Below are 26,562 nucleotides of genomic sequence, written 5' to 3'. Positions count from 1 at the left end.
GCCGCAATATATCAATTATCCTTAAGGAGGAGCTTGATTATGGGAATCAAGAAAACATTAGGTCTCGGTATGGCAACGGCCGCTTTAGGTCTGGCATTGATTGGCGGAGGAACGTTCGCTTACTTCAGCGATTCGGTGGAAACGTCGGGGACTTTCGCTTCAGGGACGCTTGACTTGAATGCGGAGCCCACCGTAGTCATCAACCTCGACAACATCAAGCCTGGCGACTATGGGATCCGGACCTTCAAGCTGTTTAACAACGGTACGCTGGATATTGAGAAGGTCCTTCTCCATACTTCCTACAGTGTGACCAATATGGCGGGAGCCCCGGCAAATACGGACGACTTCGGAAAACACATTAAGGTGATGTTCTTAACCAATCTCGACAAACAGGAAGACGTCATATATGAAACGACGCTTTACGAACTGCAATCCCTGGCACCGGACGCGGTAGATAACAAATGGCAGGAGTGGTTCGAAGAACGGGGCGGGCTAAAAGCCGGAACCTCGGATAATCTCATCGTCAAATTTGAATTTGTGGATAACAACGAGGATCAAAACCAGTTCCAAGGAGACGCCCTCCAGCTGAAATGGACCTTTGAGGCGCGGCAAGGAACCGGCACGGCTAAATAGTCCGCTACTTCCCCGTCCCGGACACCTTTTTCCGTCATCCGCGGATCAGGGTGTCCTTTTGCCGTCCGTTTTTGTCGGTTGCTGCACATTTTGTTATAATAGTTTTAGAAATATCTTCTATTAAGATAGAGAGGCGTCGTCCTTATGGCAGAACACATTGGAGAGCGCATTCAAAAATTCCGCCTGGAGCAGGAAATGTCGTTATCGGAGCTAGCCGAAAAAGCGGATGTCGCCAAGTCCTACTTAAGCAACGTCGAACGGAACATACAGGGCAATCCTTCCATTCAATTCATCGAGAAGGTCGCTTTCGCGCTGAATGTTACGATTCCCATGCTGCTGTTTGAAGATCAGCGCGCTGACCATCTGCTCGATCCGGAGTGGTCTCTGCTTGTACAGGAAGCGATAGACTCAGGGATCAGCAAGCAGGAGTTCAAGGAATTTCTGGAGTTTCAGAAGTGGAAGCAAGGTCAAGGCAGGAACGCGGAGTGGAAATAACATGATATAAAAACAAAGCTCCGGGCTACAAGCCCGGGGCTTTTCTATAAGACGTTGCATCTTGCCGTCAGAAGCGGCGGCTAGAACATTTTGTACCCGCCTTGGCGCAGCTTGCGGATCGTCCAGCCGCTCAGGATCGCGCCGAGCAGTCCGGCGATCGCCGTCAAATAATCAACGAGGCGATAGGAGGCGACGTAAGTCCAGAAGTTCTGCTCATGGTTCCATAGCGAGTATACCACGATCGGTAGAATGACAATAATGAATACATAGGCCGGAAACCATGTTGTTTTCATCAGCATATTAAGAATGAAACCGATACCGAACATCATCACGAAAAATAACACCATCAATATGAATACGACTAGCCAACCCATTGTTTCCCCAACCCTTCTTCAACAAGCTCAATAAGCTAGATCACATCTTTTTGCACTAGTAGTAAGTTTACTAGAAAAGATGTTGCGAAGCAACGAACTTTGCGTGAATAGATTGTGAATGGATTTGCCCCCTTGCCAGCCATAGGATACAATAGGATCAATGTATTCTACACTTGGAATTATAGGAAACCTTAGGAGTGATCATAAATGAATGAAGCAGCATTAACCCTGGAGGGCTGGTATGCCCTGCACGATTTCCGCTCCATGAACTGGACGGCCTGGAGAGAGGCCGACGATGAGACGCGCGCTGTCGCGTTGGAGGAGCTTCACGCTTTCTTGCAGGAATGGGGCAGCGTGGAACAATCCAAGAACGGAAGCACAGCAGTTTACTCTGTTGTAGGCCAAAAAGCTGACTTTGTATTCATGCATCTCCGCGAGACGCTCGAAGAGCTTAACGCGCTGGAGAACGCCTTTAACAAGACGACTTTTGCAGAGTATACAGTCAAAGCCTACTCATACGTCAGCGTTGTCGAGCTTAGCAACTACCTGGCATCCGGAGGCGGCGACCCTAAAGCCAATCCGGAAGTTATGGCGAGATTGCAGCCGATTCTGCCTAAATCAAAATATATCTGCTTCTACCCGATGAATAAGAAACGCGATCTAAGTGACAACTGGTACATGCTGTCGATGGATGAGCGCCGGGCGATGATGCGCAGCCATGGTCTGATCGGCCGCAGCTATGCCGGAAAAGTGAAGCAGATCATTACCGGTTCCGTCGGACTGGATGATTGGGAATGGGGAGTCACCCTTTTCTCCGACGATGCTCTGCAGTTCAAAAAACTCGTCTACGAAATGCGCTTCGATGAAGTTAGCGCCCGTTTCGGTGAGTTCGGCTCATTCTACGTTGGCAATTTGCTGAATGAGCAGCTTTTCGAGGAAATGCTAAAGCTGTAATTCAGGCGATAAACCTAAGAAGGGGTGTTCCAGCAATGCTGGAACACCCCTTTATGTTTGAAATGATTATTCCTCTGCGTCCCGCAGCGATTCCAGAAACTCCGCCGTCGCACGGTCACGGGCTCTACCCTTCTCCTTCAATCTTTCGATTGCCGGAAGAATAAGAATGTCGACTTCCTTCTGCACATGATAAGCCAGATCGTATTTTTGCTGCGACTCCAAATAAGAACCGACCTCCATCAAGGCATTGTACCTGTCAAGCTCATCACGCGTCAACAGACCTCGCACCTGAACACTGCAATGGCGCATTTTACAGGAATCTGCCTTTCTTCAGAACGAGCGGAATGCCGCCAATCGTAAAGAGGTAGCGCATGTCCACTGCTTTTTTCAATTGAGCTGCTACCCAGCCTTTATATTTCTTGCCGAATGCGGAAGCGATGGCTTCGCCCTTACCTAGGGAAGCAACGGTACCTTTGTTGCTGAACACGAATTTCTTCAGCTCTTTGCCGCGGATCGAAGCTACGACATTCTGTGCGCAGGTTACGCCCTGCTGCATGGCAATTTGAGCCGTTGGCGGGTAAGGACGGCCTTCCGGATTAAACATCAGCGAGTTGTCTCCGATAATAAATACATTGTCGTGCTCCGGCGCACGCAGGTAATCATCGATTTTCACACGGCCGCGAGCGGTTTCGAAACCGGCTGCCTCGATCAAGCGGTTACCGCGGATACCCCCGGTCCACACGACGGTCGCTGCTTTAATCTCTTCGCCAGTAGCAAGAATAACACCGTCTGGCGTACATTCTTTGATCGCTACGCCGATTTTGAACTGAACACCCTTCTTACGCAGTACGTCCATGGCATATTCCACCAGTTCAGGGTCGAAGCCCGGAAGAGCCGTAGGAGCTGCCTCTACGTTATATACGTTAACCAGATTTGGATCTACATCATAAGCTTTGCACAATTCAGGCACTCGGTCGGCCAGCTCGGCAACAAATTCGATGCCGCTGAAGCCCGCGCCGCCTACTACGAAGTTCAAGCGGTCTGTACGGCTTTCGTCTGTTTTGTACAGTGCAAATTGGTATTCGATATGTTGACGGATCAAGCGAACCGAGTTAATACTGCGGATTGGCATTGCATATTCGCCAAGTCCAGGAATACCAAAAGATTCAGGCTCCCCGCCAAGCGCGATAACCAGGTAATCGTAAGACAGGGTCCCGTCTTGAAGCACGACCTTCTTGTCCGCGATGCGAATTTCCTGAACATTCGATTTCACCAGATCGATTTTGAACTCGTCGATCAGCTTGGAGATCGGAACGCGAGTATTCTCGATCGAATCCGTTCCTGCTGCAGGCATGTGCAGATGCGTCGTGAAATAATGATAATCATGACGGTTGACCAGCGTTACGTCGGCTTCATTGTAGTTTAATTCTTTCTGCAAACGCTGAGCCGTCAGGATACCGCCATAGCCTGCTCCAAGAATAACAATTTTAGGTATGGTACTCATGAGTTTGTTCTCCTTCCAGTATGGACACTCTATATTTTAAATAAAACCAAAAACTGAAAATGTGAAAATTAACACATAAAAATATAGTCTCTGGTAATTATCCATAACTTATGCGCGACGCGGAATGCGACATTTGTCACATCAATTTTAAACCTTTATCACCGTTTTATCAAAAAAAAAATGTTCCTAATCATAATAGTTACCTATTTCGTCACATTTATGTGCGCACACAATTTGAATGATATCCACTTTTCTATAAAAGATCAAGTCTTATTTTACGCGGTTTTAGCGGGTTTTCAGTCATAAATCGAGCTGAAAAAACTGCCATAATGCGTTCACTTTGCAACTGTAAGGCGGACGCTTATAATAAAGTAGAATTGACATTATGAATGTTTGAATACTATCTGGAGGTGTTTGCCAGTGTCATCCTTGAATTCCGGGAGTGAATTTACAGACCTGCTTATCGTCGGGGGAGGTCCGGCAGGCATGTTTGCCGCATTTTACGGCGGCATGAGAAAAGCATCGGTCAAATTAATCGAAAGTATGCCTCAGCTTGGGGGACAAGTAGCCGCCCTCTACCCTGAGAAATATATTTACGATATCGCTGGTTTTCCTAAAGTAACCGGCCAGGAGCTCGTTAACAACCTGAATGAACAGCTCAAGCTATTCAATCCAGACGTACGTCTAGGGGAGACAGTGCTGCGCATCGAGAAAAAAGATGAACGCCACTTTGTCGTTACGACAGACAAAGACGTCCATTACGCGCGGGCCATCATTATTACGGCAGGCGTCGGGGCGTTCAAGCCGCGTCGTCTGGAGCTTGAAGAGGCTCCGCGTTTCGAACAGACCAACCTGCACTATTTCGTCAGCGATTTAAACCGATTCCGCGGACGCAAGGTGCTCATTAGCGGCGGCGGGGACTCCGCTGTGGATTGGGCGCTCATGCTCGAACCGATCGCAGAGCAGGTTACGCTTATCCATCGCCGTGATAAATTCCGGGCGCATGAGCACAGTGTAGAAAATCTGATGAATTCCAAAGTTCGCGTCATTACCCCTACCGAAATCGTGGCATTGCACGGAGACGAACACATCGAACGCGTCACTCTGGCTCATACGAAAACAAAAGAGACGCAGGAGATCGAAGTGGACGATGTCGTCGTCAACTTTGGATTCGTATCCGCGCTTGGTCCAATCGCCGAGTGGGGGCTTGAAATCGAATCTAATTCCATCGTTGTCGATTCCAGAATGGAAACCTCGATCCCTGGCATATTTGCCGCTGGCGACATTACGACCTATCCCGGCAAGCTTGACTTGATTGCTGTCGGATTCGGCGAAGCCCCTACGGCTGTAAATAACGCCAAAGTTTACGTCGACCCGGAAGCGAAGTTATCCCCAGGTCACAGCAGCAATTTGAAATTGTAGAGTCATAACAACGGTCCACAAAGGGTATCTTACCTATACGGATGACATCATGCCGTAAAGGAGGGATACCCTTTGTCCTATATATGCCCGTTATGCAACGGATTAGCTCCACTGACAGCAGCTTGTCCCGACTGCGGCAGCACGCTGGAGCATGCCGGAAGGAAGCAGGACTACACTGGTCCCTACAGTCCCTATGGCTCAGCCGACCAATATAACTCGGTCATCTCCTCTCTCCAGCCCGAAGGCTGTGAGCATGTCGTGCAGTGTCCGCACTGTCATGAAGCTTATATTTATCATGTCAACGCATGGCCAGCGCCTTAAGATAACGCTGTGCCACAAGATTGGTCGATTAATGTACTATTGTTAGATTGATTTCCAGGTTACGCTTATGGATTTCTGCCAACAGAAGAGCAATGAACTCCATGTCTAGCTGCAATTCTGTAGCCATATGATAGGATTCGAGAAGCATTTCGTCTGTTAACATCGCCATTGGTAACACATCCCTTCTATTTTTTTCCTAATTTCATATAAAGATCATATCAAGAAATGAAGAGTGGAACAAGCGTTCTGTTATCCACAAACAGCTGTGGAAATCCTGTGAATAACATGTGTGTAATTGTCTAAAACAGTTGAATTATATATTGGGGTAATGTGGATAAAAGTTATTCACAGGTTACACAGCCCGTTTTTTCGTCAAAAAAAATTTAATTGTAAATAAACACTCTATTAATACTTACCTAAAACATTACCCAAATAAACACATTTTTGTAATGTTATTGTGGACGAGTGTTAACTTCAAAAATCCAAATCCTGCCGCTTGTATCAATGCCATAATCAAAGCCCAGCTGTCCAACGCCAGGGAAAGCCGACTCCATGATGGCAATGCACTTATTGGTCAAGGAACGCATTTCTGCGCGTTTTTTGCGGGTGGAGACATTGCCGAGAGAACGTCTCAACCCTTCTCCCGCGCTAAGCTGAGTGCCGCCTTTGGACAGATTCGTTACGAACAGCCCCGGACGGGCAAGCCGTCCCAGCATGGAGCGATATACCCACTTTCCGTTCTGCTTGACAACCTTGACCCGGTAATCGATAGGTCTTCCCTGGATTCTCGCGAGATGGATGCCCTGCTGAATGATATATTTTCGGCCAACCCTAGTTCTATTCAACGCCTGAAACATGGCGTCAAAGCTTTTAAAATGTCGGCTTTGAGACATATAGGTGAAACCATAGATTCCACCCTTTTGGGTAACCTTTATAACACCGTATCCGCCGCCGCCGCGAACCGGTTTAATAACCGCCATCCCGAACTGCTGCAGCACGCTCCGCAGAGCCTCTCCACTATATATCCGGGTCTGCGGCACATGAAACGCTACCTCGGGGTTTCTTAGCAGTGCTTCGGTTTTCAACCATTTATCGGCCAACTGTCTTCCCGCCATGACACTCTCCCCTTTCTGGCGTTTATATTGGCGTTATACTATAGTCGTATTCAGGACAAGGCTGTTGTTCTTGTATGATTGTCCGACAGCGGTCGCCTGTTTTATCAGAGCCGTTTTTCTTTGCAAAATCCAGGTTTTGACGTATAGTAATTTTGGTGCAGTGTTATTTCGGAATGGAAAAAGGAGGATCATGTTTTGGAAACGGATTTTACCGCGTCGCTGTTCGGGGTATTGTACTGGGTTGCTATGATTGCGATGTCACTCGTACTCATTGCAATTACTGTTGCGGTATTCGCCATAGGCATTAAATTTATCAAAAGCTCGCGTAAATTGCTGGGCGGGGGCTCCATTTTGTTTTCGCTCATCGCCGCAGCCATGATCATAGTTATGGTAAAGAGGCAATTTTTTTAATTTAAAGCTCCATGCACAAGTGGATTCATGCGGCTCTTGCTCTACCAAGGCTGAGGCATGGATCTTTTTTTTGAAATTTGCTGAAACCAAATTTTATTTATACGTATTACTAATAATAGAAACAACTAGGTTGCTGACAGGGGGGCCATTTTTTCATGAGTAGTACGGAAGGCTGGAATCAACGGTTCAAGAAGTTTTTCATTAATAATCGCTTCGTATTGTTTTTGCTTGTGCTGCTGCTGATTGGTTTGAATATCTTCGTTCTGACCAAAATATCATTCGTATTCAAACCTCTGATTGTGCTGCTGAAGACCGTACTGATTCCCGTGCTGTTAACGGGAGCGATCTTCTACTTGCTGAATCCGCTCGTAAATTGGCTGGAGCGCAAAGGCATTCCGCGTGCCTATACGATCGTAGCGCTATATTTGTTCATCATCGGGATAATTACTATTGTGATCATATCCGTTATACCGCTCGTTCAAGAGCAGGTGAACGGCCTGATACAAAACTTCCCGAAATACAGCTATGAAGTGCAGCTTCAGTTCGAAGCCCTTATCGGCAGCGATTTCTATCATCAATTTCAGCAGTCCACCGGCTTCAATCTGACCGATGTAGCCCAGAAGCTGTCCGAGCGGGCGTCCTCGATTGCGCAAAATGCCTTTAGCAGTATCGGCGGGTTTGTCGGTGCAGTCGTCGACATCGTGCTTACCTTGGTGACAGTGCCGTTCATCCTGTTCTATCTGCTGAAAGACGGGAAGAAGCTGCCCAACTATATCCTGCGCTTCGTGCCAGTGAAGCTCCGCGAGCAGACCCATCGCGTGATGACGGAAGCGAACGGGCAAATCAGCTCCTACATTCGCGGGCAGATCATCGTCAGCTTCTGTATCGGGGTTCTGCTGTATATCGGCTTCCTCATTATCGGGCTTGATTATTCCCTGGTGCTGGCCATTATCGCATCCTTTACCAGCATCGTTCCGTATTTGGGTCCGGCCATCGCGATAACGCCTGCTTTGATTATCGCGATCGTTACATCCCCGTTCATGCTTCTGAAGCTGATTATCGTATGGACCGTGGTCCAACTGATTGAAGGGAAGTTCATCTCCCCGCAAATTATGGGCAAAACGCTGCGGGTTCATCCGATCACGATCATCTTCGTGATCTTGACGGCCGGTAATCTGTTCGGCGTGCTTGGAGTCATCCTTGCCGTTCCTGGCTATGCTGTGCTAAAGGTCATCTGCACCCACCTCTTCCAATGGTTTGAGCAGCGCTCCAAGCTTTATGAGGAGGAAGACGATGCCGGTGAGAACCTAACAGGTGTAGAGGTAACCGTTAACGTAGCTGCTCCTGGCGCCCAAGGCGCAGGCAAGGTAGAGCAGGAATAACACAAATAAACCGCATTCCTTGAGGAATGCGGTTTGTTTGCTTCACTTGCTGCGGCTTTTTCCGGTTACTGACACCAAGATAATCCTTTAGAGCATTCAATATATGAGAGTAGTTAAACCTATCTATCAATCACAAACTTCCGGTTTGCCTTCCTCGTCCCGCATGCGGAACGACTGGCCGCAACCGCAGGAAGCTATCGCATTCGGATTATGGATCGTGAAGCCGCCGCTCATGCCGGATTCCTTGAAATCGATCTCCAGCCCGTTCAAGTAGCGGATGCTGTCTTTATCCACAACGACCTTCAGGCCGTTAACATCCATATGCACATCTTCCTCGCTCTCCTGGTCATCCAGGCCCATTCCATATGAGAAACCGCTGCATCCGCCCTCATTCACACCAAGACGAAGGAACATATCCGGTGTCTCCTCCTGCTCCAGCATCTGCTTAATGCGGGCCATTGCGCTATCTGAAATGTTAATCATCTGTCTTCACACTCCTTATCCTTACTTTATTAAAGTATACTCCACATCACCGTCCCTCTCAAGATATGTGATTTTTATTACATTTTGTTGCCCACTTACAATGGGAAGTTTATAATAGGGGAGGTGGTGGTACATACTGTCTAATTGGATGCTCTCCAGCTGCGCCGAAGCCGGCGGTCGGGACTCTTCTCATCCGATTATGCCAGCGCCGCCGGAGTCATCTTATGGAAACGGAGGTCATTATTTCATGTCTATTGCAATCAGCCCGAATATCGACAGCAAAATGGCGGACATCGTAGCGAAGGTCCGGCAAGGACAGCGTCTGACGCTGGAGGATGGGGTATATTTATATGAAAGCGATGATTTGTTGACCATTGGTCAGTTAGCTAACGAGGTCAATCTAAGGAAAAACGGCCGCAAAGTCTATTTTATCGAAAATATGAGCTTGTACTTTACGAACGTATGCGAATCCTACTGCGCCTTTTGTAATTTCCGCAAGGATCAAGGAGAGGAAGGCTCTTATACACTATCCGGCGAAGAGATGGTCGCTTATGTGGAGCAGCACATCCACCCGGGCATCCGTGAATTCCATATCGTTGGCGGCCACAACAATCATGTGCCGTTTCAATATTATGTAGATTCTCTCAAAGCGCTGAACGAGCGCTTCCCGGAAGTAACGCTCAAGGCTTATACCGCAGCGGAAATTGAATTTTTCACGCGAATCAGCGGCCTGAGTACACGGGAAGTATTAATCGAACTGCAAAAGGCCGGACTTCAGTCCCTGACTGGCGGAGGAGCGGAGATTTTGTCCGACCAATACCGAGAAAAAATGAAAGTCGATAAAGCGAACGTCGACCAATACCTCGATGTTCACCGTACGGCGCACCAGCTTGGCATGAAGACACATACGACAATGCTCTACGGAGCTATCGAGACCCACGAGGACCGCATCCGCCACATGCTGCAGATTCGCGATCTTCAGGATGAGACGAACGGCTTCATGGTCTTCATCCCGCTATCGATGCAGCCGCGGAACAAAAATGCCGGAATCACCCGCCGCAACTCGGCCTATGAGGATTTGAAGACGATCGCGATCAGCAGGCTGATGCTTGATAATATTCAGCACATCAAAGCTTATTTTATCAACATCGGTGTACAGCTGACCCAAGTCGCGCTAACCTTCGGCGCGTCGGACGTGCACGGAACGATCATTAAAGAACGGATCAGCCATGCTGCGGGAGCACTCACTCCCGAAGGACTGACCCGCAAAGAGCTGATTTGGCTGATTCAAGGGGCCGGACGCATTCCGGTAGAACGGGACACCTTCTATAACGAGATTCAGATTTACGAATAGAGCATCACTGACAGCCTTCAGGCTTCACGATGCAACACAGCGAGCGCTCTGAAGAACCGGATAGAAAGGACATCGGTGAGATGAAACAATTCGTTATTCTTGGTGGAGGCTATGGTGGAACTGCCGTTATTCATGAACTGTTCAAGGGATTTATTCCCTCCGACGTTCAAGTCATTTTAGTAGACCGGATGCCGTTTCAAAGCTTGAAGACCGAGTATTATGCTTTAGCCGCTGGAACGGCTTCCGATTATGAGCTGCGCGTACCGTTTCCGAGCTACTCGGGATTACAGATCAAATACGGGGAAATTAGCTCGATTGATTTAGACAGCCGTTTCATTCATTTTGAAGAGGGCGATCCGCTGGAATATGATCAGCTCGTTATCGCTCTCGGCTGTACCGATAATTATCATGGCATTCCTGGAGCACAGGAGCACTCCTATGGCATTCAGTCCTTTTCCGCTGTGCGTGAAGCCTACCTGCAGCTTAACAACATCAAGCCCTACGGTAAAGTGAACGTGGTAGGCGGAGGACTCAGCGGAGTGGAAATTGCCGCTGAGCTGAGGGAGAGCCGCCCGGATCTCAATATCAGCATCATCGACCGCGGCGCGCGGGTACTGTCGGCATTCCCGCCGAAAGTGTCGGGCTATGTTACCAATTGGTTCGAGGAGCATGATGTAGAGACATTATCCAACATTTCCACAACCGGACTGGAAAAGGGGGTCATCTATCATGCTGACGGCGAGATAGCCTCCGACGTGACCATTTGGACGGCAGGGATCCAGCCCCCTGCCCTCGTGCGAAACCTGGAAGTCGGCAAGGATCGTCAGGGACGGGTATTGCTGAACGAATACTATCAAATTCCCGAGCATCCTGAGGTCTACGTATGCGGCGACTGCGCCAGCCTTCCTTTTGCTCCGAGCGCTCAAGCAGCCGAAGGTCAAGGCCAGCAAATCGCCCAGATCGCCTCGGCGTTATGGCGCGGCGAGCAGCCGAAGCTCCAGAAGCTGAAGCTGAAAGGCACCCTTGGTTCACTGGGCAAAAAGGCTGGATTCGGATTGATGGGCAAAAGGCAAGTAACCGGAAGAGTTCCGCGTATTCTGAAGAGCGGCGTTCTCTGGTTGTCCCGGCATCATATTGGCTAGCCGTTATTATCCAATTTCACGTCAGCTATCCTGCGAATGATGGCATCATATAAAGCACTGGCTGTCTCGGCCTCCACGGTCTCACCGTTGACCAACGCATAAGGCGTCATATAACACATGCCGCAGCCGGTGAGGCAGCCGTATTCGTAAACCTCGCAATCTGGATGCTGCTCTAGCCTTTTCATAATTTCATCCGTTCCGAAATGGGCATTGTTCGCGCAAAATTCTAGGATTATCTTCAATCTGGGCATCCCCCATTTTATGAACCATTTAATTTTAACCTTATTTGTACTATAATATAGAAAGGAAAGGAGTTGAAAACAATGAGCGAAAATGTACAAGATAAATTGTATGACGAAGTATTGGAAGTTCTGGATAAACTTCGCCCCTTCCTGCAACGTGACGGTGGCGACGTTGAACTCGTCGATGTTGAGGATGGCATCGTTAAGTTGAAGCTGGTAGGCGCATGCGGCAGCTGCCCAAGCTCTACCATCACCCTGAAAGCGGGTATCGAGCGCGCGCTGTTTGAAGAAGTGGAAGGCGTACAAGAGGTCGTCCAAGTATTCTAAACGCAAATAACTCCTTCAGATACAAACTCGAATTCAATTATGGAGTCGTCGGCTCGGCTGACATACAGCTTCCATAATTTTAAGAAACTCGGCTTCTCCGGATCCCCGGAAAGGCCGAGTTTTCTTTTATTTGGCGGAAACTGTCCGCCAGGACCGTAATCGTCAGGTGGGCTTGATCCATGGCCGGATCGGATCGAGTCCGCCGGAAATATCCATAATGTTGCCCGTAATGAAATCGGAATCTTTATGACATAAGAAGGCGATAACCCTGGAAATATCCTCGCCGCTGCCCGGGCGCCCCAAGGGCGTTTCCCCGTCCTGCAGTTGGCGCGCTTCTTCGATCGACATCTCTTTATTGTCCCCGCGAATGTCGCCTGGACAGACCATATTCACGGTAATCCCATATGGCGCCTCCTCTACCGCAAGCGTCTTCGTAAAGGATACGAGCCCCGTTTTGGCCGCGGCATATACTGCGCGATGCGGCCAGGCCCGTGACTCCGCCGCATGTCCAAAGCCGAAATGAATGATTCGCCCCCAGCCCTTGTTCCGCATTCCCTGCAGTACGAAATGATCCAGCAGCATGGTTCCCACCAGATTCCCTTCAATCATGGACAATATTTCAGCCTGGGTATAGTCCGCAAACAAACGCCGTTCCCGAATGAACGGACCTGCATTATTGACGAGAATATCGACGGTTCCCAACTTGGCCGCAACTTCGTTGGCCAACGCCTCGATTTCTTCGCGCTTCGAAATATCGGCTTTTATTGCAATGCAGGATACCCCCAGCCCTTCGATCTGCCGTCTCAGGTCAAATGCTTCAGCTTCGCTATGTACATAGTTCAGTGCGATATGACATCCTTGTTCCGCAAGCGTCAGCGCCGTCCTTCTTCCGAGTCCTTTGGCGCTTCCGGTAATCAGGGCGACTTTTCCCTTCAATGTCCTTCTCCTCCTCATCCTACATACACATATATCAAGTATAAAAGATTTGAAGCATTCCCACAAACAATAAGGTTCAGACCATAAAGCAGCTTCTTCAGACAAAGGAAAGAGCGCAGGAAGAAGGAAATGGGGATACGGTTTAGTTGGATCTTCTGTATTTTTTTATCGCATAGAACCATATTCAGAGAGTTAAATGGAAACCATGCATTGGAAAAAGACTGACTCGTATCATCCTGCCTCTGTATTCATTTTTATGATAAGCAATCCATTTAGATGTACATTTAGCGCCAGTTTTCAGAGCTTAAATACCAAAAATCCATTTATCCTGTAAGATTCGATACCGGATCATATGGAGCATCTAAAAAATCCCGCCCCCCATAAAGGGAGGCGGGGCTTGGAAATTGTGCAAAAGGACGATTTAGAATACAGGAACCAATGCTCCCTCATACGTCTCTTCAATGAACTTTCTTACATCATCCGAAGTCAGAGCTGCCGCCAGCTTCTGGATCGCATCGGAATCCTTGTTGTCCGGACGTGCTACCAGCAGGTTGGTGTAAGGAGATTCCTTATCCTCGATGAACAGGGAATCGCTAACCGGGTTCAGGCCTGCTTCGATCGCATAGTTCGTGTTGATCAAAGCGAAGTCTACTTCATCCAATTGGCGAGGCAGCATAGCCGCATCAAGCTCTTTAATATCTAGATTTTTAGAGTTCTCGACGATGTCCGCTTTCGTTGCCGCAATGCCAGCGCCTTCCTTCAGCTTGATCAAACCTTGTTTCTCCAACAACAGGAGCGCGCGTCCGCCGTTTGTAGCATCGTTTGGAATAGCAACCTTCGCTCCGTCGGCAATTTCATCAGCGGATGTATACTTTTTGGAGTAAGCGCCAAACGGCTCCACGTGAATGCCTACTACAGGAACCAAATCCATGCCGTTTTTCTCGTTTTGATCATCCAGGTACGGCTGATGCTGGAAGTAGTTTGCATCCAGCTGTTTCTCGAACACTTGCACGTTCGGTTGAACATAATCCGTAAATTCTTTGACTTCCAGTTCTACGCCTTCCTCTTTCAATTTCGGAGCGACGAACTTCAGGATGTCGGCATGCGGCACAGTAGCGCCCACAACCAGTTTAACCGGTTCTGCCGGTGCGGATTGCTCCGCGTTTCCAGCGTTGTTCTGCGGAGCCTCTGCCGCACCATTGCCATTGTTTTTGGCATTTCCGCAAGCAGCAAGTACCAGAACAAGTGCCAGCGTCAAGAAAGATAATGTCCATTTTTTCATTGCAGTATGCCCTCCTAATGAATATGTTTTTTTGAATAAGGATGTGCTAGATCTTAAGCAGCACGATATATATTGTAATTCCTTATTTCCGCGTAAAATAAATAACGAAACGATCGCCAATCATTTGCAGCAGCTGCACGAGAATGACCATAAAGACAACCGATACAATCATAACCTCCATCTGGTAGCGGTAATAACCGTACCGGATCGCCAGGTCGCCAAGTCCGCCGCCCCCGACCATCCCGGACATCGCCGTGTAGGAGACAAGCGTTACCGCCGTAATCGTCATTCCGGCGATCAGGCCGGGAAGCGCCTCAGGCAGCAGCACCTTGCGGATGACCTGCAGCGGGGAGGCTCCCATCGCTTGGGAGGCTTCGATAACGCCACGGTCAACTTCACGCAGCGCAGTCTCAACGAGACGTGCGAAGAACGGAGCAGCTCCGATGACCAGCGGAGGGATCGTTCCCTGAACGCCCATCGATACTCCAACGATAGCCCGGGTCAGCGGAATAAGCGCCACGATCAGGATGACGAACGGAACCGACCGGAGAATGTTGACGATAAGCGACAGAACTCTATAGAGCAGGCCGATAAACCAATGGTTGGACCGTGAGAAGCTGTACAGCAGTATCCCGAGCGGCAGGCCGATCAGAAAGGTAAACAAGGTCGCGTAGCCCATCATAAGCAGCGTATCGCCCGTGGCCACGCGCATCTCGTCCCAGTTCACTTTGGAGAAATCCAAATTCGACATTAGCCGATCACCTCCACATCAAGATCGCGTTCCCGCAGCAGTTCCAGCGTCTCATCTACCTTGGCATTGTCTCCTTCGAAGGATACCGTCAGCTGACCGTAAGGCGTATCCTTAATCGTTGAAATCGTGCCCTGCAGGATGGCGAAGTTGACCCCCGTCTCCCGCACGACCTGAGACAGTACGGATTCATAGGTTTTGGCGCCCAGAAATGTGATTCTGACCAATCGCGCCCATGCTGGCAGCGGAACCGAGGATGTCTGTCTAAAGCCTTCGTCGCCGGCAAGCTCCCGGCTGATGAATTCGCGCGTAACCATATGCTGCGGCTTCAGGAACACTTCTGTCACCGGCCCCTCCTCAACGATGCCGCCCTGATGAATGACGGCAACCCGGTCGCAGATGCGCTGAATGACATGCATCTCGTGTGTGATCAGCAGAATGGTCAGATGAAATTTGCGGTTAATCTCCAGCAGCAGATTCAGGATTGAATCCGTCGTCTGCGGATCCAGGGCTGACGTCGCCTCGTCGCAGAGCAGCACGTCAGGGTCGCTGGCGAGCGCCCGGGCGATGCCTACCCGTTGCTTTTGGCCTCCAGACAGCTGGGCAGGATATTTCTTCTGATGCGGAGTCAGGCCGACGAGCTCCAGAAGCTCGTTCACTTTAGCAGCTATTTGCAACTTCGGAACGCCCATCAGCCTCAGCGGAAATGCGATATTGTCATACACGGTCGCCGAGGACAGCAGATTGAAATGCTGGAAAATCATCCCGATTTTCCGGCGCTGCTGCTGGAGCTCTCTCCGCTTCAGCTTGGTCAGCTCTACGCCGCCTACCCAAACCTCGCCCTCCGTCGGCCGCTCCAGCAAATTAATGCAGCGGATGAGCGTACTTTTGCCGGCCCCGGAATGACCGATGACCCCGAATATTTCGCCCTTTTTCACGGTAAGGTTCAGCCCGGACAAAGCAGTGGTCGCTTTTTTTTTGTTGCCGTATGTTTTAGTGAGCTGTTTGAGTTCAATCAAGCTAGTATCCCCCCGTTCACATAAATAGACTCTTTATAAAATTAACCCTTCCGCGACTGGCCGATCATATAAATAAAGAGCCCTGCAGATTCCGAGGGCTCTCTTTACGTAAAGACAATGCCTTCTCATCTACCAAAACCGCCCGCTCTTTAACGCCTGCGATCTTGAAGGAATTAGCACCATGACATTTGCCGAAAGCTGCGGTATCCATGCCACACTTCTTTGCAAATCGGTTGCTGGGCTTCATCGGGCCTTTCCCTCCGCCTCTCTTGATAAGAAAATATGAAATTTTATGAAAGAACATCATTGAATCTTTCTGAAACTATTCTAGAAATAGAGTATAGATTCTTTCCTTGCGTTTGTCAAAGGAAATTACTTTATATCCAGGCGCTGAATCTGTTTAACTTTTTTCCATCTTTGGTTCGTGTAAACAAATACCGTATGCAAGGTCTCGCACACCATCCTATACCCATGCTCCAAATCGTCCAGATTCTTGTCGAGGTCTTCTAGCTCGAGCTTGTTGTTCAGCCCCTGATGCCGCTGCCACAAGTCATCCTGCATTTCCGCGTTCATATAGTGGATTTCGGTATTGCGGCGGCGGCGCAGCACGCTCATCGCTTCCTTGTGCTTGTCCTTAATAGCAAAAAGGTCGTTCGCCAGCTCCGGATGCACCTTCAAATACCTGAATTGACGCAACACTGTGAAATAGGAGAAATGCGCCTTCACTTTGGATGTCTTCAGATCAAACAGCTCGTTCAGCACCGTTCCGAGCTTGTCCAATATGGAGAATACGCGAATGAACCCATCCTTGTAGAAATACACGTACCGGGCATAATCGTTCTTCTCAGCGGGAGACATATCTTCCAGATAATCATGGGTAACCTTCCGCCGAAAATAATTAGCCGCATATTTGCATTGCTCCAGCTCATCAAGAGAAGAAACCAAGCCGTAAATCCATATTTCCAGCTTGCGAAAATCATGCGAGGGATCTAGATGCAGCTCCATTTCTTTACGAAGCAGCTTGATTGTCTTGTGCATGGCTTCCATCGTATCCGCCAATATTCCTTCATTCTGTCGGGGTGGTTCGCCAAGCAGTGCGCGCAGCATATCCATTCCTCGCTTCCTGGATGAGATCATAGCTTTAGTGGTTTGAATCAACTCATACGACCTTTCTTGCGCAGCTTACGATTGACCGGGTTTGATCGCTGTTTCCTGTTTCTGCCCCTGCGCCTGCCCGCTATGCAAACGGCTCATTTGCCAGGTTCGTACGCATAAATAGGACAGAACTCCGAACAAGGCAGCCAACACGACGATATGCGCTAGCGACGTAAACAAATAAACGTGATAATTGTTCATCGTAAAGACGATGCCTGCCCCGGTAAATATCTGAATGACTGCAAGGATCGTCGCAGTCAATCCCAAAGCACGCACCTCGCCGTTGCCGGGATGCTTCCAGTAGGCAATATGCCCCATGATGGCAATGAGGATCATCAGCAGTGCAGCGGCCACCCGGTGGATAAAGGCAATCGCCACGCCGCCCGTCAGTTCTGGAACCAGCTGACCGTTGCAAAGCGGCCATCCTAGACACCCGCCTGCGGAATCGGTATGGCTCACATACGCGCCAATGTATACGACGATATAAGTATAACCAGTCGCCGCCCATACGAGATTGCGGAAGGCCTTGGACACCCGGACTGCCGGAGCCGAAGGAGCCCGTCCCTGCCTGGCTTCATCCTCGCGGATGCCAAGCGCCAGCATGATCGAGCTGGCAAAGGCAATCAGCGAAAAGCCGAAATGCAGCGCCATGACCGCCGACGACGTCGGATAGACGACAGCCATCGCGCCCATAAAAGCCTGAACCATTACAAATATCAGAGCCAGCAGCGCATAGGTCTGCAGGTCTTTGCGGTTCTTGCGGTACCTCCAGAAGGCCACGAACGCCGCGACGGCAAGCAGGCCGGCAGCCCCGCTGACCGCCCGGTGCGAGTACTCGATCAATGAGGCTACCGTGTGGGCCGGAACGAATTTGCCATGGCAGAGCGGCCACTCGTTGCCGCAGCCAAGGCCCGATTCCGTCTTGGTGACAACGCTTCCCCCCAAAGTAGCCAAAAACATGACAAAACAGGAAATATAAGCGATCCATTTCAGTTGCTTCGTGTTCAAAGGTTTCTCACCTGCAATTTAGGATAATAAGAACAGTGTTTCTTATCAATTATTCGTTTTCCAATAAATCATTCTTCATTATAACCGATAAGGAACGGGACGACATAGTGAAACTGTGACAAAATATTCAAAAATAAAACATCGCCCCCCGGTGATTTCGAAGGGCGATGTGATTTTTGTTATTGAGATCAGCTGTTTGAATGGAAAACTACGCAGCCGCCTACTCTTTTCTTTCGGGCGTATCGTGAAGCGTGTGATACACATCCAGCGCTTTGTTCAGGAAATCCTCGATCTCCTCGCGCGACTTCCGCAGCTTGTTCACGAATCTGACCAGCTCTCTTCCATCGGCATAGGCCACAAAGCTCGGAATGCCCAGTATGTTCTGCTCCTGGCTGACTTCGCCCACTTTGTCTACGTCGACTTCGATGAGGGTCAAGCGATCCGCATACTTCTCCTCGACCTCCGGCATGAACGGATCGATAAACTTGCAATCACCGCACCAGTCCGCTTTGAACACGGCGACGACCAAATTGCTGGATTGAATGCTGACGTTGAATTCTGCGGCGGATGCCACTTGTTTCACTTGGACCATTCCTTTCTGTGTATCGTTCTCTAGTTAAGTCAATCAAATTGAAGAGTGGAAGTCAAATCTTTAGGCCATACTTTGTAATAAAAACGTGTGAAAATAAAGCGAGGGACTCACATGAAGCAGAATCGTCTTACACAGCTGCTGGTGAACCTGCCTTCTGCGGTTAGAGATGCAATCCGCGGCAAAGCGGAGGACTTCGCCAACTCCACCAAGCTCCGCGGGGACCCTCTCCCGCTGGATTGGAACGAAGCAGCCGCCCGCACCGTCTCCGGGGAGATTGAGGAACTCCTGAAGCGGGGGGCGGCCTACCGGAATCAGGACGACGAGGAACTAACCCGAGCCGACCGGGAATTGGCCGAGGATATCCAGACGGCTACGAGCCGCGCCGGAATCAGCAACATTACGCGAACCGCCGCATATCTGGAATGCTATGAGGCCTGCCCGGAGCTGCATTGGGCCTTTCTGGCCCATATCGTATCCCGGAACGCGGGCTGGAATATGACCGACCTGCGCGGGAGCCGGGTCGCCGATATGCTAAGTGAAGAAGGCAAGCGGGCCACATACCGGTTTCTGGAGCGCAGCAATGCGCTTATTTTTCAAGATGCCTACCCGCAGCTGCTGCTGTACCGGAAAAGCCGCGAACTTGGCGCAAGCCAGTTCCATCTGCTGCGGTATTTCAGCGTATCGCGGTTCATGAGGCCTTTCTGGGAGCGCTTCTGGATTGACCGGGGCAGCGCGCTGCTGACCGTCGGCCTGATCATCAACGAGCAGAACTATATCGAGCAGCGGGTCATTCGTCACCCTTTCTACCAGCGCCATGTCACCGAGAAATCAAACTTCCATCTGTATAGTTTGTCCGGCCTCAACCAGCTGATCATCCCGCTTCGCGAGGGGACGAGCGTGACCCGCCTGGCCGGCCGAACCGTCACCGACTTCGGCAGCCTCCCCGCCCGCATCGCGCTAGGCAAAAGCCTGTACGCGATGCTCATGGGCCTTGGCGCCGTACGCAGCGGCGCCGAGGCCTTCGCGCGAGCGGTGCCGCACAGCGGCTCGCGCGCGGATTATTGGCCGGACATCTTCACGGCCAATATAGAAGAAGCTCTGACCACGCCCTTGCAGGGGTCAGAGCTTCTTGAGAGCGAGACGCTGCCGCCCGGCGAGCGTCTCTACAGCCCCAAGCTCCTGGATGCTTGGGGCGACACGCCCTATGAGCCAATATCCCGTGAGGATTGGCTCAAGGACACGAGCGCGCTGGACGGCATCAGCGCGCCTCAGACGCCGCTGCTCTGCGACATCAGCCGCGAGCACCGGACGGGCGTGCTAAAGACCGCGCTCGCCCACGATGCCGCCGAATCGATCAAGGCGGATTAGCGCCCATCAATGGCACTTCCAGCATTAGCGGCATTAGCGCTATTACCGGCATTACTGGCCTTGGCTCGGCTGCCCGCCCCGCTGCAAACGCATCAGCGGGGACAGCAGCTTGCGCAGCGGCCCCGGATAAGTTGCAAGCTCATCTTTCCGGACAACGCGGAGCACGACCAGCAGCACCGGGTACAGGCCGACGACCGCCAAGCCGACGATGCAGCAGGTAACGAAGAAGGCCAGACGGTCCGGCAGCACAGATACCAGGTGAATCCCCGCCTGGTTGAGGCCATAGCCGACGCCGGACAGCAGGGCGACCGTTAACAGGAAGCCCGTCCAGCGGCCGCCCATGATGGAGAAAGGTACGATTTTCTTCATCGTTCTGACGTTCAGCAGCGTAATCGTCAGGAAGCACAGAATCGTTGCGAGGATGATGCCGTAAATTCCCAGCAGCGGGGCAAGCAGCAAGCTGAGCGCCAGCTTCACCGTTACGCCGATGCCAACGTGAACCATAGAGAGGTTCACCTTGTCGACCCCGATGAGGATGGAATTGCTAATCATCATCGTGATCTGAAAGATCGTCCCGAAGGTCAGCATCGCGATAATACTGCTGCCGTCACGTGTACTGAACAGCAGCCCATTGACGGAATAAGCCGCTGTAGTCAGCGCGATGACCATAGGCATCCCCGTCAATACCGACACTCGCATCGCGAGCGTGACCTGCTGATGGAGATGCTCCTCGTCCTTCCGGGCAAATGCAGCCGAAATGATCGGCAGCAGCGACGTGCTGAGCGCGATTGCCAGAATCGGCGGGATGCCCGCAATCATTTGGGCGCGGTTTCCGAGGATACCGAGAATATATGTCGCCTGCTCCGAACCGATATGCTGGCTGAGCAGCGGTTTCAGAATCGAGCCGTCAATGAAATTGACCGCAGGCACGGTCAGCGAAGACAGCACGATCGGAATCGACAGCTTGAAGATTTCCAAATAGATTTTGGAGAAAGGCAGCCGGTTGGGATCATCCTTAGCCTGCAGCAAGCCGTCCTTCTTGTCCTGACGCTTCGTCTTTGCGTTGAAATACAGCATGACGATCAGCGCAGCCACGCCCCCAAGCACAGCTCCAAACGTCGCCGCCGCGGCAATTTCCTCGCCCTTGGCGTTCATATGGTACAGCACAAAGGCCAGCGAAATTCCCGAGCCCACGCGTACGATTTGTTCAATGACCTGAGATATGCCGCCCGCAATCATGATATTGCGCCCTTGCAGATAACCGCGCATGATTGCAATTAGTGGAAAAATCAGCAAGGCTGGCGCCAGCGTCCTGATGGCGATAGCCGCCTCCGGCACGCGGGAAACCGCCGCATAATAAGGCGCGGCAAAATATAGCAGCAAAGACATAACAATGCCGGTAACAGCAGCAAACCAGAGCGCCGCCTGATATATCCGCTCCGACTCGGCTGGCCGGTTAAGGGCATGGCGTTCGGAGACCATTCGGCTTAGCGTACTTGGCAGGCCCGCGGTAGCGAGCGGCAAAAGCATAAAATAAATCCCGTTAGCAAGGACATAAGATGCGTTCCCGACGTCTCCTAATATATGCTCTAACGGTACGCGCTGAAATAGGCCAAGGAGCCTTGCGATCAGCGCGGCACCAGCTAAAATCAACGTTCCTTTAACAAATGATTCCTTCTTGGACAACGATTTTTCCTTCTTTCCACTCGATTAGGCAAGAATCTAGCCTTCCCCCTAAAAAGATGCGATCCATATTACGAACAGGATAATCATCGCAAGCTGCAGCACGATCTTCACGGCCATGCTGCTGAGCAGGCCGACGACAGAGCCGATTCCAACCTTAAACGCCTTGGACAGGCTTTCGCCCTTAATCAGTTCCCCGATCATCGCTCCAATTAACGGACCTAGAATAAGCCCAAACGCCGGAATGACAAACGGGCCGATTATAATTCCAATCGTGCTAAGCCAGACCGATAGCTTGCTGCCCCCGTATTTCTTGACGCCCCAGGCGCCGACGGCGTAATCCGCCACGAGAAGAGCTACAACGATCAGTGTCTGGACAATCCAGAAGACCGGGCCCAATGCCTCGAACGAGAAAAACCACCCATAGACGAAAAAAGCCGCATAAATGGCCAGCACGCCCGGAAGCACGGGAAACACCGCCCCGGCCATCCCAGTTACGAACAGCGCGATAACAATAATCCAGCCGAGTATATCCAAAGGCGGATCACTCCTCCGTTAAAATATAGTCGCGAATGATCAAGGCAATTCCGTCGTCATCGTTGGATGCCGTAACCACGTCGGCATTCTCCTTGACCGCGATTTGCGCGTTCCCCATAGCTACGCCAAGACCCGCGGCCTGAATGGCCGCCAGATCATTCAAGCTGTCGCCGATCGCGACGACCTCCGACATTTGCAGGCCAAGCAGCTTGCAGACCATTTCAGCCCCGCTCGCTTTGTTGACCCCCTCTGGATTGATTTCAAGATTATAAGGGGAGGAGTTGGTGATTTCCAGCCCGCTTAAATTTTGCAGCTCCATGTTAATCTCATGGCGAAGCTGATCGTCGTTCGTCGTATAACCGAATTTGAGCCACTGGTTGCGCTCCAGCAGGCTCGGGTCCCAATTATCTTCCCTATATAGGCCTTCTACGGCATATGCCCAGAAGTAAACGTCTTTCTTTCTGGCAATTTCATGCATTTGGCCAATCAGCCGATAGTCGAACAATTCACGATGATACAGCTCATGGGGCGTTCGCCACACCTCGCTGCCGTTGACGGTGATCATCGGGGTATCGAGTCCCAGCTGCTCACCGTAGGAGACGGCTTCATCGTAGCTTCTTCCCGTCGACAAGCATACATGGACGCCCGCGGCCATCGCTTTGCGCAGCCATTCCTCCGTTTTCGGGGAAATCTCATGATTGCTGTTCAGCAAGGTTCCATCCATATCCAGTGCTAGCAATTTGTACTTCAATACTGCTCCTCCAATCCTAGATGCAATGTTTTCTCTATATATACGCCATTCTACCATAATCCCCACGAAGACATACGGTTTGCCTAATTTCTCCTGAGCTCGGTAATGAATACTCCTGGGGCGACCTCGATATCCTTAACCTGCCGGAAGCCGAACATTTGGTACAATCCCTTGGCAGGAAAATTCAGTGCTCCCGTATTTACGCGAATCGAACGGCCTTGCGAGATCGTCTCCACGATATGCTCAACGAGAATGGTGGCGATTTTCTTGCGGAAATGATACGGATGCACGACCAGCCGGCAAATCTCGACCTCTTGCTCCGTCTCCTCATAAGAGATGAAGGCCACAAGCTCCCCGCCCAGCAAATATCCGACGAACTTCTCCCGGCATTGCATCATCGTTTCTACGGTATCCTGCAATTGAGGAATGCCGTCATAACCGATCAGCTCTGCTTCAACCTTGTAGGCAGGAATCTGTATATCAATCATTTTTTTGGCTGTATCGTAATTCGCAACGTCCAGCTTGATCAGCAAGCGCCAACAACTCCTTTGCTCCACAGTATTTATTAATACATTACATTACTCCTTGATCAACATTCAACACTTTTAAAAAGCAAAAGAAGCCGCATTCCGCAAAATTCGGAATTGCAGCTTCTGAAGCCAGGCCGTTACGCCTTATTATGACTTTATGCCGTCATGGATTTCATACGGCGCCGTTTATTATGCCGTGCAACCAGGCCATGCAGCGGGGAGAACAGGAAAGCCAGCAGGAAGAGCAGACCCGCTACGGTAATCATGGAGCCGGCAATAGATGCATCGAGCCATTTGGCAAAATAATATCCTCCAGCCGAGCTAAGCGCACCGATGATTACGCTGTACAGCAGCATTCGGCTCAAACGGTCTGTAAGCAGGTAGGCCGTCGACGCCGGAACGATCAGCATGCCGACGACGAGAATCGCGCCCACGCTTTCAAAGGAAGCCACCGTAGAGAGCGACACGAGCCCCATGAGCAGATAATGGAACAGTACGACAGGGATACCTAGAGCAGCGGCCAGCGCCGGGTCGAAGGCACAAAGTTTGAACTGTTTATAGAACAAGCCGACCACAAGCAGCACAATAAACAAGGTTATGCCGAGAAACCATACGGCGGCAGGACCCATGTTGTAGCCGTTGATAATGAGAATATCCCATTGTACATAGGCAATTTCCCCAAACAGGACGCAATCCAGATCGAGATCGATATTCGCGGCGTTGCGGCTAATCAATATGACGCCGATGGCAAACAGCGCCGTGAAGACAATGCCGATCGAGGCATCCGACTGCAGCCCACCCTGCTGCAGCAGCTGAATGAGAAATACCGTAATCAGGCCGAGCACAGCCGCGCCGATCATCATGAGCAGCGAGTCTCTGGAGCCGCCCACCATAAAAGCGATGGCAATCCCCGGCAGCACGGAGTGGCTGATCGCATCGCCGACCAGCGACATTTTGCGCAATACGAGAAAACAGCCAAGAATGCCGCTGGTGGCGGCAACAAGCGTCCCGGTTAGAATAATCCAGAAATCGGACATCATTCCGCCCCCTTTTCGGCCGTATGCTGGCTAATCGTCGCAGTAGCCGTATGAATTTCCAGTCTTTCGCGCACATCCTTTTGCGTGCGCCGATGCCGTATCCATTTCGCTAGCACCCCTCTTCGCGGCGCAAATACGAGCGATACAGCGAATAAAGCTGTTGCGGCAAGCACCGTTACAGGTCCTGTCGGCAAATTGGACAATGTCGAGCTGATCAATGTGCCCGTAACGCCTGACAGGGCGCCAAACAGACCGGCTAGAATCACCATGACGCCAAGCGCATCGGTCCAGTAGCGCGCAGCTACAGCAGGGGTAATCAACAAGGCAGCTACGAGTACGACACCGACCGCCTGAATGCCGACGACTACGGCGACAACTGTAAGCAGGAGCAGCAACTGCTCATACAAGCCAACCTTCAGTCCCATACCCCGGGCAAAGCCGGGATCGAAGCTGACCAGCTTGAATTCCTTGAAGAACAGCAGACACACCAAGACGAGCGCAAGGGAGACAGCCCCCATTAAGTAAACGTCGGATAGCATCATCGAGGCGGCCTGCCCAAACATGTACTTATCAAGACCGCTCTGATTGCCGTTTCCGCTATGTTGAATTTTCGTCATTAGGACGACTCCGATGCCGAAGAAGACTGTAAGAACGATGCCTAACGCGGCGTCCTGCTTGATTCTGGAGTATCGGGTCACGAAATGGATGCCGAACGTTGCCAGCATGCCTGACAAGATTGCCCCAATCATGAACAGTCCCACCGATTTCACTCCGCTAAGCATGAAGGCGATGCAAATGCCTGGCAATGCTGCATGGGCAAGCGCATCTCCGAGCAGGCTCTGTTTGCGAAGAAACGTAAAGGAACCGATCACTCCGCTGCCTAAACCGAGCAGCAGGGAGCCCATCAGGATCCATCTCATATTCGGATCGTTGAGCCATCCGAGTATAGATACCAGCATCCTTAATCACTCCATCTCTATCGGTACGGCGGCGAAGTCCTGGATCATGGCAATCCGCCCTCCGTACGTTCTCTGCAAGTTTTGCGGGGTGAATGTATCCTCGGTAGTCCCCTCCGCAACCAGCTCTCCGTTAAGCAGGAGAACATGGTCGAAATATTCCTTGACCGTAGCCAAGTCGTGGTGGACAACCAACACGGTTTTGCCCTGCTCCTTTAATTCGTGAAGCAGCCCGATAATCGCCTTCTCCGTCGTCGCATCCACTCCGGCAAAGGGCTCATCCATGAAATACAGCTGAGCATTCTGAGCAAGGGCCCTGGCGAGAAACACCCTCTGCTGCTGGCCTCCGGACAGCTGACTGATTTGACGGTCGGCAAAGTCGGCCATACCGACTTTGGTTAGACAGTCCAACGCAATCCTCCGTTCCTCTGCCCCGGGACGGCGGAACCAGCCTAAGTGGCCGTACCGCCCCATCATCACGACATCCAGCGCATTCGTCGGAAAATCCCAATCCACCGACTCCCGCTGGGGAACATACCCGACCAGTTTGCGCTGTTCTTCATAAGGCTTCCCATAAATTTTCACTTCCCCGTCCACCTTCGGAATCAGGCCGAGCACCGCCTTAAGCAGCGTGGATTTCCCCGCCCCGTTTGGCCCGAGTACCCCAATAAGCTTCCCGGAGGGAATTTGAAAAGATACGGAGCGCAAAACCGGTTTCTTCTGATAAGCCACCGTTAAATGCTGTACTTCCAACGGATATGAATTCATCTGCTATCGCTCCTTTATTTCCATAGGCAATCG

At 50.9% G+C, this 26,562-nt stretch carries 32 protein-coding genes and 1 riboswitch; of the genes, 11 read left to right on the top strand and 21 right to left on the bottom strand.

Translation table 11 applies throughout. The features are described 5' to 3' along the window. Positions 1-39: 39 nt before the first annotated feature. Positions 40-633, top strand: a complete 594-nt coding sequence (locus tag GNP95_RS20485; RefSeq protein WP_155612688.1) for a TasA family protein — start codon at positions 40-42, stop codon at positions 631-633. Between the two features lie 144 nt (positions 634-777). After that, a complete protein-coding gene (locus GNP95_RS20480) occupies positions 778-1,128 on the top strand; it encodes a helix-turn-helix domain-containing protein (protein WP_155612687.1) in 351 nt (116 codons plus the stop codon). Between the two features lie 80 nt (positions 1,129-1,208). Here GNP95_RS20480 and GNP95_RS20475 read toward each other — a convergent pair whose 3' ends face one another. Next, on the bottom strand, positions 1,209-1,502 hold the full coding sequence (locus GNP95_RS20475; RefSeq protein WP_155612686.1) for a YuiB family protein: 294 nt from the start codon (positions 1,500-1,502) through the stop codon (positions 1,209-1,211). 207 nt (positions 1,503-1,709) lie between these two features. Here GNP95_RS20475 and hemQ point away from each other — a divergent pair, with 207 nt between their 5' ends. Next, positions 1,710-2,456 carry a hydrogen peroxide-dependent heme synthase gene (gene hemQ / locus GNP95_RS20470; RefSeq protein WP_155612685.1) on the top strand — a complete coding sequence of 249 codons (747 nt, stop codon included), beginning with the start codon at positions 1,710-1,712 and terminating at the stop codon, positions 2,454-2,456. A 66-nt stretch (positions 2,457-2,522) separates the two neighbouring features. On the opposite strand, the gene GNP95_RS20465 is transcribed toward hemQ, so the two are convergent. Together GNP95_RS20465 and GNP95_RS20460 are read right to left on the bottom strand one after the other, a co-directional pair. After that, positions 2,523-2,765: a hypothetical protein gene (locus GNP95_RS20465; protein ID WP_155612684.1), complete on the bottom strand. Its 243-nt coding sequence runs from the start codon at positions 2,763-2,765 to the stop codon at positions 2,523-2,525. A 1-nt stretch (position 2,766) separates the two neighbouring features. After that, on the bottom strand, positions 2,767-3,960 hold the full coding sequence (locus GNP95_RS20460; RefSeq protein WP_155612683.1) for an NAD(P)/FAD-dependent oxidoreductase: 1,194 nt from the start codon (positions 3,958-3,960) through the stop codon (positions 2,767-2,769). Between the two features lie 486 nt (positions 3,961-4,446). Here GNP95_RS20460 and GNP95_RS20455 point away from each other — a divergent pair, with 486 nt between their 5' ends. Both GNP95_RS20455 and GNP95_RS20450 read left to right on the top strand, forming a co-directional pair. Continuing rightward, positions 4,447-5,382 carry an NAD(P)/FAD-dependent oxidoreductase gene (locus GNP95_RS20455; RefSeq protein WP_230873930.1) on the top strand — a complete coding sequence of 312 codons (936 nt, stop codon included), beginning with the start codon at positions 4,447-4,449 and terminating at the stop codon, positions 5,380-5,382. 72 nt (positions 5,383-5,454) lie between these two features. Beyond that, the gene (locus GNP95_RS20450; RefSeq protein WP_155612681.1) at positions 5,455-5,703 is read left to right on the top strand and encodes a hypothetical protein; all 249 of its coding nucleotides are present in this window, start codon (positions 5,455-5,457) and stop codon (positions 5,701-5,703) included. Positions 5,704-5,731: 28 nt separating this feature from the next. Here GNP95_RS20450 and sda read toward each other — a convergent pair whose 3' ends face one another. Further along, a complete protein-coding gene (sda, locus tag GNP95_RS20445) occupies positions 5,732-5,872 on the bottom strand; it encodes a sporulation histidine kinase inhibitor Sda (protein ID WP_148499871.1) in 141 nt (46 codons plus the stop codon). Positions 5,873-6,155: 283 nt separating this feature from the next. Beyond that, entirely contained in the window at positions 6,156-6,818 is a 663-nt protein-coding gene (locus GNP95_RS20440) for a YheC/YheD family protein (RefSeq protein ID WP_155612680.1), read from the bottom strand. A 195-nt stretch (positions 6,819-7,013) separates the two neighbouring features. Here GNP95_RS20440 and GNP95_RS20435 point away from each other — a divergent pair, with 195 nt between their 5' ends. Next, complete coding sequence (locus GNP95_RS20435) at positions 7,014-7,229, top strand: hypothetical protein (RefSeq protein ID WP_155612679.1); 216 nt, start codon at positions 7,014-7,016, stop codon at positions 7,227-7,229. Positions 7,230-7,384: 155 nt separating this feature from the next. Beyond that, complete coding sequence (locus GNP95_RS20430) at positions 7,385-8,611, top strand: AI-2E family transporter (protein ID WP_155612678.1); 1,227 nt, start codon at positions 7,385-7,387, stop codon at positions 8,609-8,611. A 126-nt stretch (positions 8,612-8,737) separates the two neighbouring features. Here GNP95_RS20430 and GNP95_RS20425 read toward each other — a convergent pair whose 3' ends face one another. Further along, positions 8,738-9,094: a HesB/IscA family protein gene (locus tag GNP95_RS20425; RefSeq protein ID WP_155612677.1), complete on the bottom strand. Its 357-nt coding sequence runs from the start codon at positions 9,092-9,094 to the stop codon at positions 8,738-8,740. 247 nt (positions 9,095-9,341) lie between these two features. Here GNP95_RS20425 and mqnE point away from each other — a divergent pair, with 247 nt between their 5' ends. Both mqnE and GNP95_RS20415 read left to right on the top strand, forming a co-directional pair. Beyond that, a complete protein-coding gene (gene mqnE / locus GNP95_RS20420; RefSeq protein WP_155612676.1) occupies positions 9,342-10,448 on the top strand; it encodes an aminofutalosine synthase MqnE in 1,107 nt (368 codons plus the stop codon). A gap of 80 nt (positions 10,449-10,528) precedes the next feature. Next, positions 10,529-11,590, top strand: a complete 1,062-nt coding sequence (locus tag GNP95_RS20415; protein ID WP_155612675.1) for an NAD(P)/FAD-dependent oxidoreductase — start codon at positions 10,529-10,531, stop codon at positions 11,588-11,590. On the opposite strand, the gene GNP95_RS20410 is transcribed toward GNP95_RS20415, so the two are convergent. Next, the gene (locus tag GNP95_RS20410; RefSeq protein ID WP_155612674.1) at positions 11,587-11,832 is read right to left on the bottom strand and encodes a YuzB family protein; all 246 of its coding nucleotides are present in this window, start codon (positions 11,830-11,832) and stop codon (positions 11,587-11,589) included. The genes GNP95_RS20415 and GNP95_RS20410 overlap by 4 nt on opposite strands. An 81-nt stretch (positions 11,833-11,913) precedes the next feature. Here GNP95_RS20410 and GNP95_RS20405 point away from each other — a divergent pair, with 81 nt between their 5' ends. After that, positions 11,914-12,159: a NifU family protein gene (locus GNP95_RS20405; protein WP_055105863.1), complete on the top strand. Its 246-nt coding sequence runs from the start codon at positions 11,914-11,916 to the stop codon at positions 12,157-12,159. 162 nt (positions 12,160-12,321) lie between these two features. Here GNP95_RS20405 and GNP95_RS20400 read toward each other — a convergent pair whose 3' ends face one another. The 7 genes from GNP95_RS20400 to GNP95_RS20370 all read right to left on the bottom strand — a co-directional run bounded on the left by GNP95_RS20400 (position 12,322) and on the right by GNP95_RS20370 (position 18,899). Further along, entirely contained in the window at positions 12,322-13,095 is a 774-nt protein-coding gene (locus GNP95_RS20400) for an SDR family oxidoreductase (RefSeq protein ID WP_155612673.1), read from the bottom strand. Positions 13,096-13,516: 421 nt separating this feature from the next. Next, complete coding sequence (locus tag GNP95_RS20395) at positions 13,517-14,377, bottom strand: MetQ/NlpA family ABC transporter substrate-binding protein (protein WP_155612672.1); 861 nt, start codon at positions 14,375-14,377, stop codon at positions 13,517-13,519. Positions 14,378-14,459: 82 nt separating this feature from the next. Then, positions 14,460-15,128, bottom strand: a complete 669-nt coding sequence (locus GNP95_RS20390) for a methionine ABC transporter permease (protein WP_155612671.1) — start codon at positions 15,126-15,128, stop codon at positions 14,460-14,462. Next, on the bottom strand, positions 15,128-16,144 hold the full coding sequence (locus GNP95_RS20385) for a methionine ABC transporter ATP-binding protein (protein WP_155612670.1): 1,017 nt from the start codon (positions 16,142-16,144) through the stop codon (positions 15,128-15,130). Before GNP95_RS20385 ends, GNP95_RS20390 begins: the two co-directional genes overlap by 1 nt. A 122-nt stretch (positions 16,145-16,266) precedes the next feature. Further along, positions 16,267-16,423, bottom strand: a riboswitch (SAM riboswitch). A 93-nt stretch (positions 16,424-16,516) separates the two neighbouring features. After that, positions 16,517-17,251 carry a Cthe_2314 family HEPN domain-containing protein gene (locus tag GNP95_RS20380; protein ID WP_155612741.1) on the bottom strand — a complete coding sequence of 245 codons (735 nt, stop codon included), beginning with the start codon at positions 17,249-17,251 and terminating at the stop codon, positions 16,517-16,519. A 75-nt stretch (positions 17,252-17,326) separates the two neighbouring features. Then, positions 17,327-18,307 carry a COX15/CtaA family protein gene (locus GNP95_RS20375; protein ID WP_155612669.1) on the bottom strand — a complete coding sequence of 327 codons (981 nt, stop codon included), beginning with the start codon at positions 18,305-18,307 and terminating at the stop codon, positions 17,327-17,329. A 220-nt stretch (positions 18,308-18,527) separates the two neighbouring features. Next, positions 18,528-18,899 (bottom strand): thioredoxin family protein, encoded by a 372-nt coding sequence (locus tag GNP95_RS20370; RefSeq protein ID WP_155612668.1) that lies wholly within the window; start codon positions 18,897-18,899, stop codon positions 18,528-18,530. A 111-nt stretch (positions 18,900-19,010) separates the two neighbouring features. Here GNP95_RS20370 and GNP95_RS20365 point away from each other — a divergent pair, with 111 nt between their 5' ends. Next, positions 19,011-20,267 carry a DUF2515 family protein gene (locus GNP95_RS20365; RefSeq protein WP_155612667.1) on the top strand — a complete coding sequence of 419 codons (1,257 nt, stop codon included), beginning with the start codon at positions 19,011-19,013 and terminating at the stop codon, positions 20,265-20,267. Between the two features lie 51 nt (positions 20,268-20,318). On the opposite strand, the gene GNP95_RS20360 is transcribed toward GNP95_RS20365, so the two are convergent. The 7 genes from GNP95_RS20360 to GNP95_RS20330 form a co-directional block, all read right to left on the bottom strand. After that, entirely contained in the window at positions 20,319-21,953 is a 1,635-nt protein-coding gene (locus tag GNP95_RS20360; protein WP_155612666.1) for a putative polysaccharide biosynthesis protein, read from the bottom strand. A gap of 48 nt (positions 21,954-22,001) precedes the next feature. Then, positions 22,002-22,487, bottom strand: coding sequence for a DUF456 domain-containing protein (locus tag GNP95_RS20355; RefSeq protein WP_155612665.1), 486 nt, complete (start codon positions 22,485-22,487; stop codon positions 22,002-22,004). Between the two features lie 7 nt (positions 22,488-22,494). Then, positions 22,495-23,253, bottom strand: a complete 759-nt coding sequence (locus tag GNP95_RS20350; RefSeq protein WP_413773768.1) for a Cof-type HAD-IIB family hydrolase — start codon at positions 23,251-23,253, stop codon at positions 22,495-22,497. A 68-nt stretch (positions 23,254-23,321) separates the two neighbouring features. Further along, positions 23,322-23,771, bottom strand: coding sequence for a GNAT family N-acetyltransferase (locus GNP95_RS20345; RefSeq protein ID WP_196427261.1), 450 nt, complete (start codon positions 23,769-23,771; stop codon positions 23,322-23,324). A gap of 152 nt (positions 23,772-23,923) precedes the next feature. After that, positions 23,924-24,805: a metal ABC transporter permease gene (locus GNP95_RS20340; protein WP_155612663.1), complete on the bottom strand. Its 882-nt coding sequence runs from the start codon at positions 24,803-24,805 to the stop codon at positions 23,924-23,926. Further along, positions 24,805-25,764, bottom strand: a complete 960-nt coding sequence (locus GNP95_RS20335; protein WP_155612662.1) for a metal ABC transporter permease — start codon at positions 25,762-25,764, stop codon at positions 24,805-24,807. The genes GNP95_RS20340 and GNP95_RS20335 overlap by 1 nt, the downstream gene beginning before the upstream one ends. 6 nt (positions 25,765-25,770) lie before the next feature. Further along, positions 25,771-26,529: a metal ABC transporter ATP-binding protein gene (locus tag GNP95_RS20330; RefSeq protein WP_155612661.1), complete on the bottom strand. Its 759-nt coding sequence runs from the start codon at positions 26,527-26,529 to the stop codon at positions 25,771-25,773. Between the last annotated feature and the right edge of the window lie 33 nt (positions 26,530-26,562).

This window comes from Paenibacillus woosongensis, from assembly GCF_009725165.1.
Classification (GTDB): domain Bacteria; phylum Bacillota; class Bacilli; order Paenibacillales; family Paenibacillaceae; genus Fontibacillus; species Fontibacillus woosongensis.
This window is presented reverse-complemented; position numbering and strand designations above follow the sequence as displayed.

Bases quoted from the DNA above. Each gene is read 5' to 3' on its own strand.
- GNP95_RS20485 (WP_155612688.1), top strand. From the start codon at position 40: ATGGGAATCAAGAAAACATTAGGTCTCGGTATGGCAACGGCCGCTTTA.
- GNP95_RS20480 (WP_155612687.1), top strand. From the start codon at position 778: ATGGCAGAACACATTGGAGAGCGCATTCAAAAATTCCGCCTGGAGCAG.
- GNP95_RS20475 (WP_155612686.1), bottom strand. From the start codon at position 1,502: ATGGGTTGGCTAGTCGTATTCATATTGATGGTGTTATTTTTCGTGATG.
- hemQ (WP_155612685.1), top strand. From the start codon at position 1,710: ATGAATGAAGCAGCATTAACCCTGGAGGGCTGGTATGCCCTGCACGAT.
- GNP95_RS20465 (WP_155612684.1), bottom strand. From the start codon at position 2,765: ATGCGCCATTGCAGTGTTCAGGTGCGAGGTCTGTTGACGCGTGATGAG.
- GNP95_RS20460 (WP_155612683.1), bottom strand. From the start codon at position 3,960: ATGAGTACCATACCTAAAATTGTTATTCTTGGAGCAGGCTATGGCGGT.
- GNP95_RS20455 (WP_230873930.1), top strand. From the start codon at position 4,447: ATGTTTGCCGCATTTTACGGCGGCATGAGAAAAGCATCGGTCAAATTA.
- sda (WP_148499871.1), bottom strand. From the start codon at position 5,872: ATGGCGATGTTAACAGACGAAATGCTTCTCGAATCCTATCATATGGCT.
- GNP95_RS20440 (WP_155612680.1), bottom strand. From the start codon at position 6,818: ATGGCGGGAAGACAGTTGGCCGATAAATGGTTGAAAACCGAAGCACTG.
- GNP95_RS20430 (WP_155612678.1), top strand. From the start codon at position 7,385: ATGAGTAGTACGGAAGGCTGGAATCAACGGTTCAAGAAGTTTTTCATT.
- GNP95_RS20425 (WP_155612677.1), bottom strand. From the start codon at position 9,094: ATGATTAACATTTCAGATAGCGCAATGGCCCGCATTAAGCAGATGCTG.
- mqnE (WP_155612676.1), top strand. From the start codon at position 9,342: ATGTCTATTGCAATCAGCCCGAATATCGACAGCAAAATGGCGGACATC.
- GNP95_RS20415 (WP_155612675.1), top strand. From the start codon at position 10,529: ATGAAACAATTCGTTATTCTTGGTGGAGGCTATGGTGGAACTGCCGTT.
- GNP95_RS20405 (WP_055105863.1), top strand. From the start codon at position 11,914: ATGAGCGAAAATGTACAAGATAAATTGTATGACGAAGTATTGGAAGTT.
- GNP95_RS20395 (WP_155612672.1), bottom strand. From the start codon at position 14,377: ATGAAAAAATGGACATTATCTTTCTTGACGCTGGCACTTGTTCTGGTA.
- GNP95_RS20390 (WP_155612671.1), bottom strand. From the start codon at position 15,128: ATGTCGAATTTGGATTTCTCCAAAGTGAACTGGGACGAGATGCGCGTG.
- GNP95_RS20380 (WP_155612741.1), bottom strand. From the start codon at position 17,251: ATGCTGCGCGCACTGCTTGGCGAACCACCCCGACAGAATGAAGGAATA.
- GNP95_RS20370 (WP_155612668.1), bottom strand. From the start codon at position 18,899: ATGGTCCAAGTGAAACAAGTGGCATCCGCCGCAGAATTCAACGTCAGC.
- GNP95_RS20365 (WP_155612667.1), top strand. From the start codon at position 19,011: ATGAAGCAGAATCGTCTTACACAGCTGCTGGTGAACCTGCCTTCTGCG.
- GNP95_RS20340 (WP_155612663.1), bottom strand. From the start codon at position 24,805: ATGTCCGATTTCTGGATTATTCTAACCGGGACGCTTGTTGCCGCCACC.
- GNP95_RS20335 (WP_155612662.1), bottom strand. From the start codon at position 25,764: ATGCTGGTATCTATACTCGGATGGCTCAACGATCCGAATATGAGATGG.
- GNP95_RS20330 (WP_155612661.1), bottom strand. From the start codon at position 26,529: ATGAATTCATATCCGTTGGAAGTACAGCATTTAACGGTGGCTTATCAG.